Here is a 17626-nt window from a genome sequence, read left to right as displayed (position 1 = left end):
ACGTCACTCTCCTTTAGATAATTTCTCGTATACAACTTTCCACTCTTCTAGTCGGTTACTTTCTTGCATGGCAATGCGTTGCGATTCGATTTGTTGTATCGATTCATGAAGTAAATGTTGTCTTAAACCTTCCGCTTCTAAATCTATCACATGCGAAGCCCATTCACGTAAACGAGTATTTTGTTGTGATAAATAAATTTCGGCATCTGGTTTTGTTGCTATTTGAAGAGCATCCCTTAGCTTTTCTTTATCATTTTTTTCAAAGAATGACTTATTATTTTTATAATAAGATTTCACATGTACATAAGGTGTTGAATCTTTAAAAGGTCCTTCAAATTCAAGTAATTTCTCTTCTGTCATTTCATATGGTACAAACGAAAAACTACTATTGGTTTCTTTTAATTCAAGAATGTCATCTTGTTGACGTAGCTTCAAAGCTTTGCCTATCCACTGATTTAGACGGAAATTTGTTACCCGCATTTCTTGTTCAAAATCAAAACTTAACATAGCAAGTGTTTCTTTCAATGCAAAATCTAGCGCATCTGCTGAAGTTTTGTTAGCAAATACTGATGGATTGTATGATTCTTTAAAGAAATCAGGGTATCTGTAATACACGCGTTGTAAAACATAATACAATAATTCATCTAATTCTTGGTAAGTATTTTTAATGACAACACTCGCTGATGAACTTACAAAACGTTGACGAACCTTTTGTTCCAATTGACGAAGTTCTTGCAAACGATCTTCTTTTCTTAATAAGTTCGCTTCCGTTTGACTTATTAAAGAAGCTAAACGGCTTACTGTCTTGTCCGTTTCTTCAGCTAATGATAAAATGGCCATTGCTTTTAAATCTTCAGATAAGAAGTGTTGAAACGAATGCTCAAAAACGTCCATACCTGAATATAAGTTTATAGATTCTTCTTTTTCTTGTAAGGCTTGTAAACTAGAAACACCATAAACTCTAGGGAAGCGAATACTAAATTTTTGCAGTTCAGTCGTTACATAGTTTTTCACATCTTCGGCTTCGGCTTCGTTTTCGGCTAAGTCAATCGCATTTACAATAAAGAACATTTTATCTAACTCAAATGCATCTTTTACACGACCCAATTGAATTAAAAATTCACGGTCTGCACGTGCAAATGCGTGATTGTAATACGTAATAAAGAGGATGGCGTCAGCATTTCTAATATAATCAAAAGCGACACCCGTATGTCTAGCGTTAATTGAATCCGCACCTGGAGTATCGACCAAAGTTACTCCCATCCTAGTTAAGGGACAATCGTAATAGAAATCAACGGTATCAACAAAACAGCTTTTATTTTCTTGTGCTACAAATCCTTCAAATTCGTTTCGTCCTACTCGCAAAGTATTTCCTAATTGGTCTTTAAAAGTAGGATATCCCTCTTTAAATGCTCTAATAAACGCTTTATGCACTTGCAATCCTTCATTTTGTAAAGGTAATCCTTCTACCTTATCCGCTTTTGCGTAAGCTTCATCTAAAGAAGCAACCTCAATTCCAATAGCTTGAAACGATGAAACAACATCCGCTAAGAATTGATCATGCGTTTTCAACTTAACATCAGCGGTTTCATGCGGATGATTTACTGTAACAGGACGAATTTTATTAATTGCTGCAGTCGTAGGGTTAGGTGAAACGGGTAAGACATTTGCACCCATCAACGCATTAGAAAAAGACGACTTTCCTGCACTAAATGCACCAAATAAAGCGATTGTGAAATCTTGATTCTCTAAGCGTTGTGATTTTGTTTGCAAATATCGAGAGACTTCAGAAAAACCTTGAATATGTTCGATTTGATTCGCAATATATTTCGCACGTGATAGTGTCTCTTTTAATGGAACAACTTCAGTTTGATGATTCTCGACTATTTCTTCTACTGAGGTTTCTACACTTTTGGTTACCTTGATCATAGATGGATTAAATGGAACCATTTGTTGTTCTGCTAACAAGTGATCTACTGCCCAATTCTTCACTAATTCTATCGAAACATTCTGTATATTGTTTGATGGAGTTGACCATTCTTTATGAAAATGATCAAGTTGCTTGTTCAACTGTTCGAGAGTTTCAATTGCTAATACTTTTTCTTGATACGCATGAGATTTAGTATCTGCTTGACCTGATTCATCTTCAGGCAAGTCATCAATACATTTAGCTTGCTTTGTTTTCCATCCGTCCGTTTGTTGAACAAACCATTTTTTTGTCGTATCGGCTACTCGATTAGCAAAGTTTAATAATGAGTCAGCTGTAACGAGCGTCCCTTTTTTTATTTGCTCATCAATTAAGTGTAAAGGTGGATGAAATTTTATTTGATCTATGGTTAGCGATTGTTCATCACTCAATAATCCAACATCTTTTAAAGACTGTTTCATTAATGAACGCATGTGACCGGAAATTTGAGATTGAATAACTACATCATACTCTCTTTCAACTAGCTGTCCACGTATGCTTCTTTCTTCTTCTGTCTTCTTCCCACTAAAGAAAAGTCCAACTTTGAAATTTTCTTGTTTGGCTTCTAAATAAGTTTTTAATTTATCACGTAATTCATACGGCATCATGTTCGCATTGTCGAGTAGCTTTTTGCGAGTAACTTCAAACGTATCTACCCAAACTTTTGAAGTAAGTAAAGTTGATTGCTTTTTATAATGAGCGGCCGTTTTACGGATATCATCTCTCATCGCCCATTCTTCGTCAGACAACACACTCGAGAATGTTTGTTGGCACTCTTCTTTTTCACTTTGTAAATATTCGATATGTTCATCATGTAATTTTTTCAATGAGTTATTTGACGATGTCACTAATTGTTGTTGCCAATTTGTCATGCTGTATGTCAGGATTTGTTGAACTTCCTTAAAATCATTAAATGCGTGATTGCTATCTTTTAGCGAAGTGAAAAAGATATCTTTAGGAATGACACCCCATGCTTTAAATGAGGAATGTACTGATTCTTTAAATTTCTCAAAAGTTAGTTCATTTTCACGGTGTTTATCAATTTGGTTAACAATTAAATATACATTATCATTGTATTTCATGAGTTGTTTTGTAAATCCGAAGTTCAATTCAGATTGTACATGGTTATAATCCATCATATAGAACACAATATCTGCTAGATGGAGGGAAGATTCTGTTGATATACGGTGAGCATCATCGGTGGAGTCTACTCCGGGAGTATCCATAACGGTAATTCCTTCCGGTAATACAGAAGATTCATGGCCTATTTCGATTTGAGAAACTGCATCCCCATCTTTGCAAAATTCTTTAACTGTTTCAAAATCATAGTCTCCTGAAAATTTAACCGGTTGTTGATTTTGCATGTACACAATAGCAAAATTTTCTTTTGCTTTATGTATTTTCACGATATTTGCACTTGTCGGAATTGGACTAGACGGTAGTAGCTGTTCTCCGGTTAAAGCATTGATCATACTTGATTTCCCCGCTGAAAAATGCCCAGCAAATCCGATAGTAAATTCACGATTCATTAATTTTTGAGCAAATAATAAGGTTTTGTTTATTCGTTCCACATCATTTACTTGTTGAAATAAGCTGAAAGCTTCGGCTGTTTTATGTAATGTTTGTTTTATTTTGTCATCAAATGATTGCATACGCTCTTTAACTCCTTTATTCAAAACTATTACTATCATATCATGTTTGAAACAGCACATCACATAGGAATACCCAGTATCAGAGATTTTGTGAATTTAAAAGGTTGCTCAAATTCATACTTAAATGGTATGTTTTATAGCGGATTACATTTAAGGGAGGCAAATTATGAAGAATTTTATGAAAAACCAGCGATTTGTATTAATCACTGGCATAATCTCTATATTTCTATTAGCTGCGTGCACAAACGATAGTGGTTCAAGTGAATCACAGAAATCTACTGCATGGGATAAAATTCAAGATCAAGGTTCATTGAAAGTAGCTACATCTGGCACTCTTTTCCCGACTTCTTACCATGAAGGAGATTCAGATAAGTTAACAGGATTTGAAGTTGAAGTTGTACGTGAAGTTGCAAAACGATTAGAACTTGAAGTGAATTTTACAGAGCTTGGTTTTGATGAAATGTTGACAAGTGTTAACACAGGTCAAGTAGATTTGGCAGCAAATGATATTGAAATTTCAGAAGAACGTAAAGAAAAATTTATTTTTTCCACACCATTTAAACATTCTTATGGAATTGCAGTCGTACGCAAGGATGATTTATCTGGAATCGAAAAATTAGAAGATTTGAAAGGTAAAAAAGCAGCAGGTGCTTCGACTTCTGTCTATATGGAACTGGCGCGAGAATATGGTGCGGAAGAAGTTACGTATGATAATGCTTCAAACGAAGTATATTTGCGTGACGTATCAATTGGTCGTACCGATGTTATATTAAACGATTTCTATCTATCATCTCTTGGCGTTGCTGCATTTCCTGATTTGAATATCACGGTTCATCCAGATATTAAATACAGCCCTTCTGAAGTTGGGTTTGTTATGAATAAAGAAAATACAGAGCTTGAAAAAAACGTTAATCGAGTAATCGAAGAAATGTTAGAAGATGGAACAATTTCAACACTGTCAGCTGAGTTCTTTAACGCTGATGTTACTCAAAAGGCTGACATTGATTAATAAAACCCGGGAGAATTACTGATGAATGAAATTAAATGGGGACTCCTCTTTGATCCTCAATTAGCTATAGATGCTTTTCCCTATGTTCTCGGTGGAATTTGGTATACGCTCTTAATCTCGCTTGTCAGTATGATGATTGGGTTAGTCATCGGCTTTTTCCTTGCTCTTGCACGTACATCTAGATTCGCTATATTACAGTGGCCAGCTAGATTATATATCTCATTTATGCGCGGTGTCCCAATTCTCGTTATCTTATTTTTGTTATATTTCGGATTTCCAGTCATCGGAATCGAATTTTCGGCCGTACAAGCTGCTATGATTGGCTTCAGTTTAAACAGCGCTGCATACATTGCTGAAATAATGCGTTCTTCTCTATCGTCGGTTGATATTGGGCAATGGGAATCGTCAAAAGCACTTGGACTTTCTTATTGGCAATCGATGAAAAGAATTATTTTGCCACAATCCATAAGAATTGCCATTCCCCCACTATCAAATGTGTTGATGGATTTAATTAAAGCTTCTTCTCTTGCAGCCATGATTACGGTACCTGAAATGTTTCAAAAAGCACGTATAGTAGGTGCTCGAGAATATGATTTATTGACACTTCTAATTCTTGTGGCACTTATGTATTGGGCAATTTGTTCTGCAATGACTGTCCTACAAAACTATTTAGAAAAACGTTATACAAAATATCTATAAGACCAAAGAGGTACCTTGTGTATCTCTTTTTTTGTTCCCTACAATTACTAAACAAAAAACCATCTCGCTTATAAACGTAAAAGACGCTTAGTGAGATGGTTTTTAGTGTATTTATATTGAAAAAATTATAAGACTTTACTTAAGAATGCTTTAGTTCGCTCATGTTGGGGATCATTAAATATTTGGTCAGGTATTCCTTCTTCAACGAGTACCCCTTGATCCATAAATAAAACCCGGTCTCCCATTTCTCTTGCGAAGCCCATTTCATGCGTTACAACAACCATGGTCATACCTTCATACGCAAGTTGTTTCATAACATCCAATACTTCGTTTACCATCTCTGGATCAAGTGCAGAAGTAGGCTCATCGAACAGCATAATTTTAGGTTGCATGGCTAATGCCCTCGCTATTGCCACTCGCTGCATTTGACCTCCTGATAATTGTTCGGGATAAACATTTGCTTTATCACGTAGTCCTACTTTTTCGAGTAATTCATAAGCTAGTTTTTTAGCATCTGCTGGGTTCATTTTTCTAATTTTAATTGGTGCAATTGTGATATTTTCCAACACCCGCATATGCGGAAAGAGATTAAACTGTTGAAAAACCATCCCTACTTCTTTTCGAATGGCATTAATATCTGTTTTGGAATCATTTACTTTTACACCATCAATAAAGACTTCACCTGCAGTAACCTCTTCTAACATATTAATACATCGCAAAAATGTGCTTTTTCCAGAGCCACTAGGACCAATTACACAAATAATTTCTTTTTCCTTTACTTCATAATCAATGCCTTTAAGCACTTCTAGTTTGCCAAACGATTTATGCAATCCATTGATTTTAATCATCTGATCACCTTCCTAATCGTTAACGCCGAGTTGAGAACATTCCTTTTTTCTGTTTAGGAACAAAACTATTGCTAAAGCGTTTTTCTATATACGTAATAAATTTTCCGAATACATACGTTAGGCATAAGTAAAGAATTGCAACGGTAATATAAGGTTCCCAAAAGCGTTGATAGGCACCCGCAACTACTTTACCTGCATATAATATATCACTTGCTGCAATTACAGTTACTAGAGAAGAATCTTTTAACAAGGCAATTAATTCATTTCCAAGTGGAGGAATCATTCGACGCAACGCTTGAGGTAAAATAATATGTCTCATCGCTATATTATTTGGCATGCCGAGTGACCTTGCTGCTTCCATTTGACCTTTTTCAATCGACTGAATCCCAGCACGTATAATTTCTGCATTATATGCAGCACTATTTAAAATAAGTGCAACTGAACCTGATACAAAATAACCTAAAGAGTGACCGAAAATTCCAGGTATTATGGCTAAATGTATTAGTAGAATTTGAACAAGTAACGGTGTGCCTCTAAAGAAATCGACAAAGTACTTACTTGGATAATAAATCCATTTTTTCTTTGAAATCTTCCCCATTCCAATAAATAAACCTAATACAATGCCTCCTAGATAACCGACAATTGTAAGCCCTAATGTAACCCAAATCCCTCTAATAAATAATTCTCTGTAATCCCAAATTATGTCCCATCTTATTTCAGGGAAATCCAATTCAATCACCTCCATTACTCAGTAAGATGTAAGTTAATAAATTCAAATTTTGAATAGTTATTCTACATCAAACCCAGTGATTTCTTTTAATTTCCCATTTGCTTTTATTTTTTCAATTCCTTCGTTTAATAATTCGTTTAACTCTACATTTCCTTTTTTAACCATTAATCCATAATACTCTTTTTCAAAAGTATCATCCTCAATTGTTTTCAATTTTACATCCGGATTATTTTTTACATATTCATTTATTACTGCGTTGTCTCCAATAGCAGCATCTGCATTTCCATTAATCATTTCACTGATTGCTAAAGGCATTGATTCAGGCGCCACAATTTTAGAACTCGTCTTCCCAAGTAATCCTTTTACTACTTCATGACCCGTCGTATTAATTTGTACAGAAATTCTCATATCTTTCAAATCATCAAATTTAGTAACAGTTGAATCTTCCGGTACTAGAATTAATTGATTTGCCGCGTAGTAAGGTTCAGAAAAGTCAAATGTTTGTTTTCGCTCGTCTGTAATCGTAATAGATGATACGGCAAAGTCTACTTCCTCATTTTTTACTGCTGAGAATAATGGTTCCCAACCATAATTTTTAAACTCTACTTCAATACCTAATTCGTCTGCAATAGCATTAACGATGTCGATGTCCGTACCAACTATATTTCCGTCTGTATCCATATACTCCATTGGAGCGTATGTTGCATCTGTCGCGATTATATATTTCTTATCTTCCCCGGTCTCCCCAGTCTCCCCATTCTCACTTGTTGAGGTTCCTGTCCCACATCCAAACAAAGCTAAACTTACACTAGATAAAATAATTCCAACTGAAAAAATTCGTTTTACACTTTTCAATGTTATGCCCCCTTATAATGTCCCTTTAATTATCCGAATAGTATTTTATTCTCTGAATATTCCGGGTAATTATTTTAATTATATAGGAAGCGTATTATCTATTCAATAGTAATAAATGGGGTGTCTTTTGAATTATAGTTAATAGATACCTATAACAATACCTCCTTTATACATAGATTATGTATAAAAAAGTTCAAATGAAGAACAATAATCAAATGATCACACTAATAAGAAGTGCAGGAAGGACATGCATTATTGGTTTCAGAAATGAATCTAGGTGTCGTTCAATGGCTGGCTATTGAACTACTAAAGAGAGATTCATCAGAGAATCAACCAATTAAGTGCTATATTGTTGAACATGACAACTCGTTTTATAAGAATAGTAAAATAGCTAAAAAGGACGTTATTTATACCACATGGTCACCTGAATATTTTCTAGAAGATGTTATTCTAAGCTTTCCTATATTCATGAAGCATCATAATCCCTCTTCTTTTATGAGAAAGTCTATGGTCTTATATTTAAGGAAACCTTAGGAAGTAAAAAATTTTATGGATGCTTAATACCTCATGGAAGTTTATACACTCTATAAACTTTAAGTTTTGGAAGGTGGTTCTTGTACATGATAATACTACTAATTTAATAGGTAAAATTTAGAACATGTTTATGAATTGTGGTATTTATAGATGAAGGTGCCTGACTCTCGAGATGCTGTCCTAGATGGTGAGAATTTAGTCGGTATATTGATGGTTTATCCTGGTAATGAATGCGATATGTACAATGTGTTAAGTAATAAAGCCATTTTTCCCATTAAAATAATTCCACTTATTTCCTTGTTGTTTGCGGGGTTTATGCTTCTATTTTCTTACTACTCTTAGATCAACTACCTAAAGGAGCTTACTACGTAGATGAACTGTTGTTAAAAACGGGCTTATAGTTAACGGATTATTTGAATGACTTTGTCATAGGAGAAAATGAACAGACAGACGTCCTGTTGCATCAGCGAATGCAAAATCATCGAAACTCAGATTCGACAGACAAGTAACGCTCTTTGTGGTATATATTAATTGCATTTAATATTTATATTCGATTGCAATATAAAATCCAGCAACTACTTTAGTCACTGGATTTTTTCATTTATTGTTTATATGTTCTGAAATAAGTAGAAGGTAAGATAAGATAATTACTATTTAATCTTAGACACTTTCCTGATATACAGGTACCCATCCCTCTATCGTAACAAATATGCGAATAGCAACAACTTTACGATCATCAGAAAGCGTAAAATAATGAAGAATATTTTCTGGTACTGATATTAAATCACCTGGTATTAGATGTACTTCAAAAAATCGTTGGTCTGCGGACTGAATAATAAATACACCATGACCACTCACAATGAAACGAACTTCGTCATCAGTATGATGATGTTTTCTTTGGAAGTTTTTTAGAAGATTGTCTAAATTAGGGTTAGAATCTGATAAGGAAATTACATCTGATGCTTTGTAGCCACGACGTTTTGAAATGTCTTCAATTTCCGTTTCGAAAGCTACCAGTATTTCCTCTTTTTCATCATCACTTAGAGCAAATTTTTCGCGCAGGTTTACAGGAAGTTTTTCAATGTCCCAATGTTCGTAAATAACTTCTTGTTGCTCCAAAAATGAAGCTACTTCATTTTGTGTTTCAATTACTTCGTTTGTTCCTTGAATTTTTATAATCGCCATTAAGATCTTCCTCTCTTATTTAACATTTAATTGGTCCAACGTTAGTTGATATTGGAATAAAAACTCACAAGCCTCTAGAAGTTTTTTTGCTTCGAAACCATTTACTCCCCATACCGTAATCCCGTGATTCCTAATCAGTACAGCTCCTTTATCACTTTTGACATGCGATTGGAACTCTTCCGCCAATTTTGGTATTTCTCCGAGATTAGGAATGATTGGAATACTTAGAACATCATCTTCCTGCCAAAGATTAAACGCTTTGATAAGTTCTAGACCTTTAAAGTCAATCTTCCCAGATCTCCCATATAATTCAGAGATAACGTTATTTGCAACTGTATGTACATGGAGACTACAACCAGCAGTTGAATTATTGTAGACGGCACAGTGTAAAAGTGTTTCAGCTGACGGTCTGAGATCACTAACTTCAACTGAACTCCCTTTGTTATCAACAACTAAGAAGTCTTTAGAAGTTCTTTTTCTCTTATCTTTACCACTTGCTGTTACTAGGAATTGGGTTGGGCTATCGTTTACTTTAATAGAAAGATTCCCACTTGTTCCCATAAACCAATCTCGAGTAGCTAACTCATCTTTTATATCTGCTAGTTCATTCCACTTCTCCTGAAGTAGTTTCATGAGTTCACATCCAATTGTATCTCGATAATCGTAATTACATCATGAAAATTTTCATACTTTTCGTAAGGCAATCTTAACTCTTCACATTTTTCAATGAGAAAATCTCTTGCAATTACTATGTCTGCAAGCTTAGCCGCTTCTAGGTCTGTAATTGAATCTCCGATAACTATGCTAGTAGCATCTTTAGGAAGAAGATTTCGCATGATAGACGGTTTGCAACAACCGCACCCTTGACTAGCACAAGTTTCATCACATCCAAAGGGGAAAATAATTTTAATAGTATCTTCAGAAAAGTCAGCTATGTTGCAATAGATGTCTTCAAATGGACCATATGGCTCTAGAAGAGGTTTGACGAAAAAATCAATTCCTCCACTAACGATATACAGGGGGATATTGTGTTTTTTTGTATAGGTAACAAATTCTCCAAAACCTTCACGAATCTGCGCTTCTTCAAGTACGTATGAAATTACTTCATCCTTTAGTGAAGACGGCAGCAGTGAAAACATCTTTCTAACTCCCTCTTCAATTGAAATATTTTGTGCTAAAATATTATCTTTTGTTGATTCCCATTCAGGGGGATTAAACTTTTTCATAATATGAATAATGTTGTCCTGAGTCGTTACAGTCCCATCAAAATCACAAAAAATAGTTAGATTTTTCATTTGTCACTTCCCCATAATTTAAGTGCTTCTCTTAATTCATCTTGTTCTTTAACTACTTCCGACAATTCTTCACCTTCTAAAACAGCATCAATTGCTTGTCTGAATGCTCGTCCACCACCAGCTGCACCTGACGGATGTCCGTGCACACCACCGCCAGCATTAATCACACAGTCAATTCCATAATCCTGAACTAGTAGCGGGACTAGCCCCGGATGGATACCTGCAGATGGAACTGGAAACGTTCGTTTAAAAGTGGTTTCTTTCGTCAATTCTTCAGCAATTGCAAGGGCTACATCTTTTTCTAGAGCTACACTACCATATGGCGATGGGAAGAGTGACAAGTCCGCACCTAAATAGCGTGTTAACTTCCCGAGGAGTAGTGGATTAGATACCCCGTAAAATGCAGAAGAAGTGAAAGCTCCACTAAATGCTGGATGAGCCATGATTGGTAATTGAATTTCTTTGTCTTCGGCTAACTCTTGAAGGACATCAAGTCCATACGTATGAACATTGAATAGTAAGGCATCAGCCCCTAGCTCACTCGCCCTCTTCGCCTTACCTCTTAGTTCAGATGTTCTCCCTGTTAAATTAATTGCATACAAAGTTTTATGTCCAGTTTCTTCATATACTTGTTGTAATACTTTTCTACCTCTTGTTATTCGCTTTTCAAATGGAGTATGATGATTTTCAAATAAAATCTCATCATCCTTAACAAGATCAACTCCCCCTAAAGCTTGCTCTCGTAATTGCGCTACCAAATAATCTATGTCCCTACCAATTACTCCTTTAAAAATACTCATAACCAGTGGTCGTTCATGAACATTAAGAATAGTACGAATTCCCTCAATCCCGAACTTAGGACCTGGAAAATTACTTTCTAGTTTCTTTCCAAATTCTAAGTCTAGTAATTTCACTTTACCGTCTAGAGACAGCTTTCCGAAAACAGTCGCCAAGATCGCTGGTATATCTGACGTGAAATTTGCGCTAGGATAAGAAATTTTCACTTCTGCTTTAATTTCTTCCGGTGTTATTGGGTAAGATTCGTCTACAAACTCTTTTATTGATACGACAATACCTTTATGTTTTTTTAGTTGTTGTTGATCGAGCATCGGTAAATCCGTCCAAGATCCAATTGTTAAACCAAGTGCAATTCCTTCTGCCTTTTTCTCAAAAGAACCAGGCTTTCCATAAAGCTGATAGCATGCTGTTATTTGGCTCATGTTGAACTCTTCTCCTTTTGTATGTATGTATTAACATCAGTTTTAATTTAGTTGACACAAAAAAACCTCATCATAATAAGAAGAGGTTAACAGGATAAACGTCTTCTTATCTCTCAGCAATAAGCTGTAAGAATTAGCACCGTGTCCAAAATTGAATCGGTTGCCGGGTATCATAGGGCTTGTCCCTCCACCTGCTCTAAATAAGAATAATTATATTAATTTTAGGATAAGAAAAAGTAGGAGTCGTTATTGTGTAAAATGCCACGCTTTTCTTAAAAATGAATTTGTTTGATTATTTCATCAATTAGATTGATTGTCAATCATTTATCAATATTTTTATTTCCCTGGAAATAGTTCACAGAATTTTCCGCTAAATATAGAATTGCCAAGAAATAGAAATAAGAAATGAGCATTTTATACGTCAAATAAGTTTTATTTAAATAAAACTTAGAATAAGAAGAGATATAAGCATGAACCTTTGACTGAAGAAAAAACAGCTTCATATGAAATAAAGTAATTTATCACACTTACACTAAATAGAGGAATTGACTTTAGCTCCTTTTTTCTTATAATGGATGTGTAAGAATTATAACATTATGAAAAATGAAACGCTCTCAGATGCATTACTTCATTTGCATTTTTATTATTAAGTTTTATAAATACCGTTCGATTCTCGCATAATATTATAAAATATGAATATCCTTTAAGAGTAGACCCATTTAATAATAGATTAATACTTTATTAAAATTATATAATCTTAAAGGGTAACTTCACCATTGCATTATTAAATACTTATTGTAAATGACTTGGTACATCAGTCGTTTCCTTGTTTATTGTTTCGGTAAAGATATTCTCTTGAGAATATCTTTGGTTATTCAAATTTAATTTGCCGGATTGAATTAATTGAATCAGGTTCCGTATATCTTCTTTTGTTGCAGGCTGTTTAGCTTCTTTTAATAAGTATCCTAATTGCCCACTAGACTCAATTGTTGCAATTTGAACATCATTAATTGAAGTAATACCAGATTGCCGAAGTCTGGCTTCTAACTTATCCACCGGTAAACGGAGCTTCTTTAAGTTCTTCTCGTTTAAAACACCGTTTTCAATTACTGGTAAAGCTTTGCCTGAAAGTGTTGTTTCAGCTATATCAAATTTTACTTGAAAGTATTCCGTAATTATTAGGCTTAATACTAATACGGCCGCTACGCCAAAAGTTGTCCAGAGTCCTCGTCCTGTGACAGGCTGGATAAGCAATGTACCGATTCCAATCATTATTACTGTTTGAGGAATCGTCATCTGAGATATTGATTTTCTACCACTTACCCTTAGGATTAGTGTACCAATTACGAAAATAAGAACTGTTTGCCAAATCAAGTTTAGATCCATACTTGAACTCCTTTCCATTTCCGATTAATACATATGTTGGAATGTTCTTCTATGTGGAACTATAAGTAAATGCCCATGACAGATACATTTTAAATAATGAAAGTTATAACACTTACACTACACAAATTTTGTCATGAGCTACTTTTAAATTAACGTTTAAGAATTAGTACTATTCAGTTGAGTTTTGTACTATTTTATTTCTCGAAAATTTGATGAATTACTTCATTCGGTTGACTATTATTTAAATTTTTATATATACAGCTCGCTGGTTTATCGCGCAATGTTTCGGAGAAAGCAATTGCTAATTCTGCTTCACCCGCTACATGTATTTCACTCCAACCACGACTTTTTTTCAGCTGCTCTACATTTGTACCCATCTCCTTATAGAATCTGTACAAGTTTTCTCTAAGGCGTGATTCTAAGAAGTCTACTTTACTGCTCCCAATTACATGTTGACCATCAGGGTCCATGTTTTTCTCTTCTCCCCATTCTTCAAGATTCGCATCAAATATGTAGACCAATTCATCTTTGATGGATCCCATAGCGGTATCGAATATGCGAACTTCCCCAAAGCTTGGCAAGATAATTCCTGCTTCCGGATATGCTTTATACATATATTCCATCTCTTCAAGCACTGGATGGTCTTCCCAATGAAAGCTTGATTTCACAGGTACTTGCACATAATAAACTGACCACAGTGGAGGGTTCTCTGATGCAAAAATCACGACTCCTTTGTGTAAATCATTTCGATTATCTCCGATTTCATCCATTACTTTTTTCTTGAGTTTTTTAAAAGATTTCAATTCTGTATCATTATTGGAAGCTGCTAAATACTTGTCTAAATCCTTCAAACCGTTTTTCAAATGAATTTTCCATGCACCATTCAACTGTTCAGGGTCACCTGGATTAGTGTTCAAATATACACTCAATACACTTCTCTCACCACTGTGATATTCTTTTAAATACTGAATTTCTTCTTTCAATCCCATAAGTCATGTAACCTCCTTAAATTCCTCTACATTACAAGGATGCCCTTTAAGCACCAAGTTTATTACGAATTCCTAGATACAAGTTATTGATAATTCTGTAGCTCCAGAAATGCTTTTCTATATTTATTAAAAGTCTAATGAAAGAAGGTGTCATTCATCTCCAACTTTTTTTTGATGAGGGTTTTTGTAAGGCATTGTTAAACCGTCTAAGTTTTTCGTTTCATACTATTCATCTTTTTAACTTATTGGCATTATCCATTAAATAACTTACAAAAGTATCGTCTCTAACTAGCCAGGCTCCGTGATTTCTTTTTAAGTATTTTTCACCTTCTTCAAAATTCACATAAGTCGTATCAATTCTTTTTTTATTTTGTTCAATCACCCAATCTTGATCATTGACTTGATATAGAAAAAAGACTTCATTTATTTGGTTTTTATACAGAGAACCAAATTTAGACCGTTTCAAGTTATAACGATTTCGTTTCGCGTCTTCTCTGAGAGGATCTATGTGAAACGTTCCAACCACAAACTTCTTGTAGGCTTCATCAGTCAAAGAACAACCCGAAGCTTTTTCGTGCCCTCCACCACCGAACTTACCGGCTACTTCAGACACATCAATATGGTCGTGAACCGTTCTAAATCCTAATCGTTTTCCTCCTATATTTAATATGGCAATATAGTCAAGATGCGGATACTCTTTACCCAGTTCATTTCCAAGCTCAGAATGATATGATTCCGCGTAAACGATTCCGGCATAATGTTCACCGACTTTAGACTGAACAAGTTCTCGTCTCTTCCGGCGAATATAACGTTCAATTTTATTATCTTCCATATCAAGTATTTTCTTTTCAAACTCATCAAAAAAGAAATGTTCGCTTGTCATAAGTCGGCTAATCATTTTTTCTTCAAATTCTTCAATTGACACTAAAAAAAAGAGTGCATTTAGGCGCTGGGCTTGAAAATTCTCATTTTTCTCCCATTCCCAAGTATCATACTGTCTAACAAGCTCTACAAATTCCGAGACAGATCCAGTTGGCTCCATTAGTTGATGCTCCACAAGAAATTGATAAAATAGAGAAGTTGCTGAAGTTAATTTTCCTTCGTCATCTTCTACTACCACATGCCCCCAATCATAATTATTAAAATGAAGAGCCGTCTTATGGTGATCAATCAATTGAACCTTTCCTTCAGCTTGATAAAATGTATTGAGCTTCTTTTCATTTGCTTCATTTACAGATAAATCCGTAATAAATAAAAATGTATCCTTACTATCATTTTCTAAAAACCATTCAACTTCACGATTAAGACTCGCAACAGAATTGTATCTTACCTTCACCTGTTTACCAAAAGCGAGCTTTGCTAAAATACCACATCCAACTCCATCCAAATCACTATGGGACAACAGTTTTTTCATGTTTTCACCTCAATATATAGTATGGTTTCAAAAGGGTTAAATTATTGATTAAAGATGATGTTTTTTACTCAGTAAATTGAGATATGTTTCTTAAATATTGAAACCTTTATGTTTTAATGAATTTAACTCATAATAAAAAGACCGTAATCTAAATGAAAATAGATAACGGTCTTTTTATGTGAGCTTTGATAGTTCCCAGTTGTTTAGCTTACCTATTGATATTCTTATATTTCATTTCACAAGTAAAAATATAAAAATTAGATTTACTAAAAGCAATAAGTTTCTTGTGTTCTTAGAACTTCGGCACTGTTAAGGTTTAAAGCTAAGCTTCCTTTACCGTAATGCTCCCATTATCCGAACTCAGCTGAATTAGCACAGAACCATCTCCGAAAATCATGTCCCTCGACTTCTCACCAAATACGCTTACTTTACCCCAATCACGATCCACTCGAATTGTAGCATGTTCCGGTTTGTGATTCATCGTAAGTTCAATGCTACCATTATCAGTCTTCAAGCTGATCGGCTTAGTCAAGATTTTTACATAGCCTACAATTCTTCCATTATCCGTTTTTGCTTTAATCATTCCCTGTACATCATGTAACTCAATGCGACCATTATCGGACTGCGCGCTTACTACATCAGCCTTCACATTACTAAGCTCTAAACGGCCATTATCACTTTCTACTTCAAGTTCAGTTACCTGCACATTCGTCAGCATAATACGACCGTTATCAGAAATCGTGCGAAGTTGCTTTGCTACTACGTGACTTAACTCAATGCGACCATTATCTGACTCTATCGCCACAACCTCAGCATGCATTGAATGGCCCTTCGTTGAACCATTATCATTATTCACTCTAATCGATTCATACATTTGAACCGGCAATTTTACCGACACTAAAGGTACCTTCAATCCAATACCAAATGGGAAAAACCGACGTGACTGCTTCACTTTAATCATAAGTGTATCACCCATCACATCCATCGAAAGCAACGTTTGATTTGAATGATCTGACATATTCACATGTGCTATTTCGTCATGCGACGGTTCAATTGTCAAATTGCCATTCTCAATTTGCATATCCACTTTCCTATACTCGCCAGCCACCGGTAAATCCTCTGGAATCATGTCATCCTCGGTATATGCTTTCAATAGTTCAGACGCAATAAATTTAGACGTCCCAAGAGACTCTATAATTTCCGCATCTGTCTTGCCGTCCTTATTGCCATTCACAAAATACTCATTGAAATCACTAATAATATCCTTCAGTTCATCCGGCTTTAAGTTCCCTAATTCATTTTTCAATTCCTCTAAATAAAGCGATTTCTCCATCATACTTCCCCCTTGTCTAACAATTGATGAACCCCTTCAACAAAATGTTTCCACTCCGCAAGCTGATCCTGCAAATAGTTCTTGCCTTGTACCGTAATCTGATAATACTTACGCGGCGGCCCCTCTGTTGACTCAGACAAATACGTCGTAAAATATCCCTCTTTCGTTAAACGCCTCAATAATGGATACACCGTACCTTCCGATATTTCAATACTATCCGAAATTGCCTGCACCAACTCATAGCCATAGCGGTCTTGTCGATCCACTAGAGCCAATACACACAAACTCAGGACACCTTTCTTAAACTGCACATTCACCCATCATCCACCTCCGGTACTATCTATTGAATAGTACTATATCATAACGCTATTACTTAATGCAAGGTACTGGATATTTTTCAATTGCTTGACGAAGAAGCATTTATCAAGAAGCTGAAATTACACTCAATCAACCTACTATGTTAATAGTTAACTCTTAACATAGTAATTTTCTTAACACTAGAAAGTGAATT

15 protein-coding genes and 1 riboswitch are annotated in these 17626 nt (G+C 35.0%); of the genes, 2 read left to right on the top strand and 13 right to left on the bottom strand.

Annotated elements, in window-relative coordinates; all coding sequences use genetic code 11:
• Positions 1-3: 3 nt before the first annotated feature.
• On the bottom strand, positions 4-3618 hold the full coding sequence (locus tag C406_RS0100525; protein ID WP_017378625.1) for a dynamin family protein: 3615 nt from the start codon (positions 3616-3618) through the stop codon (positions 4-6).
• 166 nt (positions 3619-3784) lie between these two features.
• Between C406_RS0100525 and C406_RS0100520 the strand changes: the two genes are divergently transcribed.
• Both C406_RS0100520 and C406_RS0100515 read left to right on the top strand, forming a co-directional pair.
• Complete coding sequence (locus tag C406_RS0100520; protein ID WP_017378624.1) at positions 3785-4627, top strand: transporter substrate-binding domain-containing protein; 843 nt, start codon at positions 3785-3787, stop codon at positions 4625-4627.
• 18 nt (positions 4628-4645) lie between these two features.
• Positions 4646-5326: an amino acid ABC transporter permease gene (locus C406_RS0100515; protein WP_026045562.1), complete on the top strand. Its 681-nt coding sequence runs from the start codon at positions 4646-4648 to the stop codon at positions 5324-5326.
• Positions 5327-5451: 125 nt separating this feature from the next.
• On the opposite strand, the gene C406_RS0100510 is transcribed toward C406_RS0100515, so the two are convergent.
• The 12 genes from C406_RS0100510 to C406_RS0100450 all read right to left on the bottom strand — a co-directional run bounded on the left by C406_RS0100510 (position 5452) and on the right by C406_RS0100450 (position 17432).
• On the bottom strand, positions 5452-6174 hold the full coding sequence (locus C406_RS0100510; protein ID WP_017378622.1) for an amino acid ABC transporter ATP-binding protein: 723 nt from the start codon (positions 6172-6174) through the stop codon (positions 5452-5454).
• A gap of 19 nt (positions 6175-6193) precedes the next feature.
• Positions 6194-6904, bottom strand: coding sequence for an amino acid ABC transporter permease (locus C406_RS0100505; protein WP_017378621.1), 711 nt, complete (start codon positions 6902-6904; stop codon positions 6194-6196).
• A 57-nt stretch (positions 6905-6961) separates the two neighbouring features.
• A complete protein-coding gene (locus C406_RS0100500; RefSeq protein ID WP_017378620.1) occupies positions 6962-7759 on the bottom strand; it encodes a basic amino acid ABC transporter substrate-binding protein in 798 nt (265 codons plus the stop codon).
• A gap of 1194 nt (positions 7760-8953) precedes the next feature.
• The gene (locus C406_RS0100490; RefSeq protein ID WP_017378619.1) at positions 8954-9478 is read right to left on the bottom strand and encodes a cupin domain-containing protein; all 525 of its coding nucleotides are present in this window, start codon (positions 9476-9478) and stop codon (positions 8954-8956) included.
• 15 nt (positions 9479-9493) lie between these two features.
• Positions 9494-10111 carry a methylthioribulose 1-phosphate dehydratase gene (locus C406_RS0100485; RefSeq protein WP_017378618.1) on the bottom strand — a complete coding sequence of 206 codons (618 nt, stop codon included), beginning with the start codon at positions 10109-10111 and terminating at the stop codon, positions 9494-9496.
• On the bottom strand, positions 10108-10773 hold the full coding sequence (locus tag C406_RS0100480; RefSeq protein WP_017378617.1) for a 2-hydroxy-3-keto-5-methylthiopentenyl-1-phosphate phosphatase: 666 nt from the start codon (positions 10771-10773) through the stop codon (positions 10108-10110). The genes C406_RS0100485 and C406_RS0100480 overlap by 4 nt, the downstream gene beginning before the upstream one ends.
• Positions 10770-11993 (bottom strand): 2,3-diketo-5-methylthiopentyl-1-phosphate enolase, encoded by a 1224-nt coding sequence (locus tag C406_RS0100475; RefSeq protein WP_017378616.1) that lies wholly within the window; start codon positions 11991-11993, stop codon positions 10770-10772. The genes C406_RS0100480 and C406_RS0100475 overlap by 4 nt, the downstream gene beginning before the upstream one ends.
• 103 nt (positions 11994-12096) lie before the next feature.
• A riboswitch (SAM riboswitch) is annotated at positions 12097-12200 on the bottom strand.
• A gap of 585 nt (positions 12201-12785) precedes the next feature.
• A complete protein-coding gene (locus tag C406_RS0100470; protein ID WP_017378615.1) occupies positions 12786-13379 on the bottom strand; it encodes a DUF421 domain-containing protein in 594 nt (197 codons plus the stop codon).
• A 194-nt stretch (positions 13380-13573) separates the two neighbouring features.
• A complete protein-coding gene (locus tag C406_RS0100465; protein WP_017378614.1) occupies positions 13574-14368 on the bottom strand; it encodes a VLRF1 family aeRF1-type release factor in 795 nt (264 codons plus the stop codon).
• 229 nt (positions 14369-14597) lie between these two features.
• A complete protein-coding gene (locus tag C406_RS0100460; RefSeq protein WP_017378613.1) occupies positions 14598-15782 on the bottom strand; it encodes a DHH family phosphoesterase in 1185 nt (394 codons plus the stop codon).
• Between the two features lie 322 nt (positions 15783-16104).
• Complete coding sequence (locus C406_RS0100455) at positions 16105-17115, bottom strand: DUF4097 family beta strand repeat-containing protein (RefSeq protein ID WP_017378612.1); 1011 nt, start codon at positions 17113-17115, stop codon at positions 16105-16107.
• Positions 17115-17432 (bottom strand): PadR family transcriptional regulator, encoded by a 318-nt coding sequence (locus C406_RS0100450; protein ID WP_017378611.1) that lies wholly within the window; start codon positions 17430-17432, stop codon positions 17115-17117. The genes C406_RS0100455 and C406_RS0100450 overlap by 1 nt, the downstream gene beginning before the upstream one ends.
• Positions 17433-17626: the final 194 nt, after the last annotated feature.

Source organism: Paenisporosarcina sp. TG-14 (genome assembly GCF_000297555.1).
Classification (GTDB): domain Bacteria; phylum Bacillota; class Bacilli; order Bacillales_A; family Planococcaceae; genus Paenisporosarcina; species Paenisporosarcina antarctica.
The sequence above is the reverse complement of the archived record's forward strand: the minus strand, read 5'-3'. Positions and strand labels throughout refer to the sequence as shown.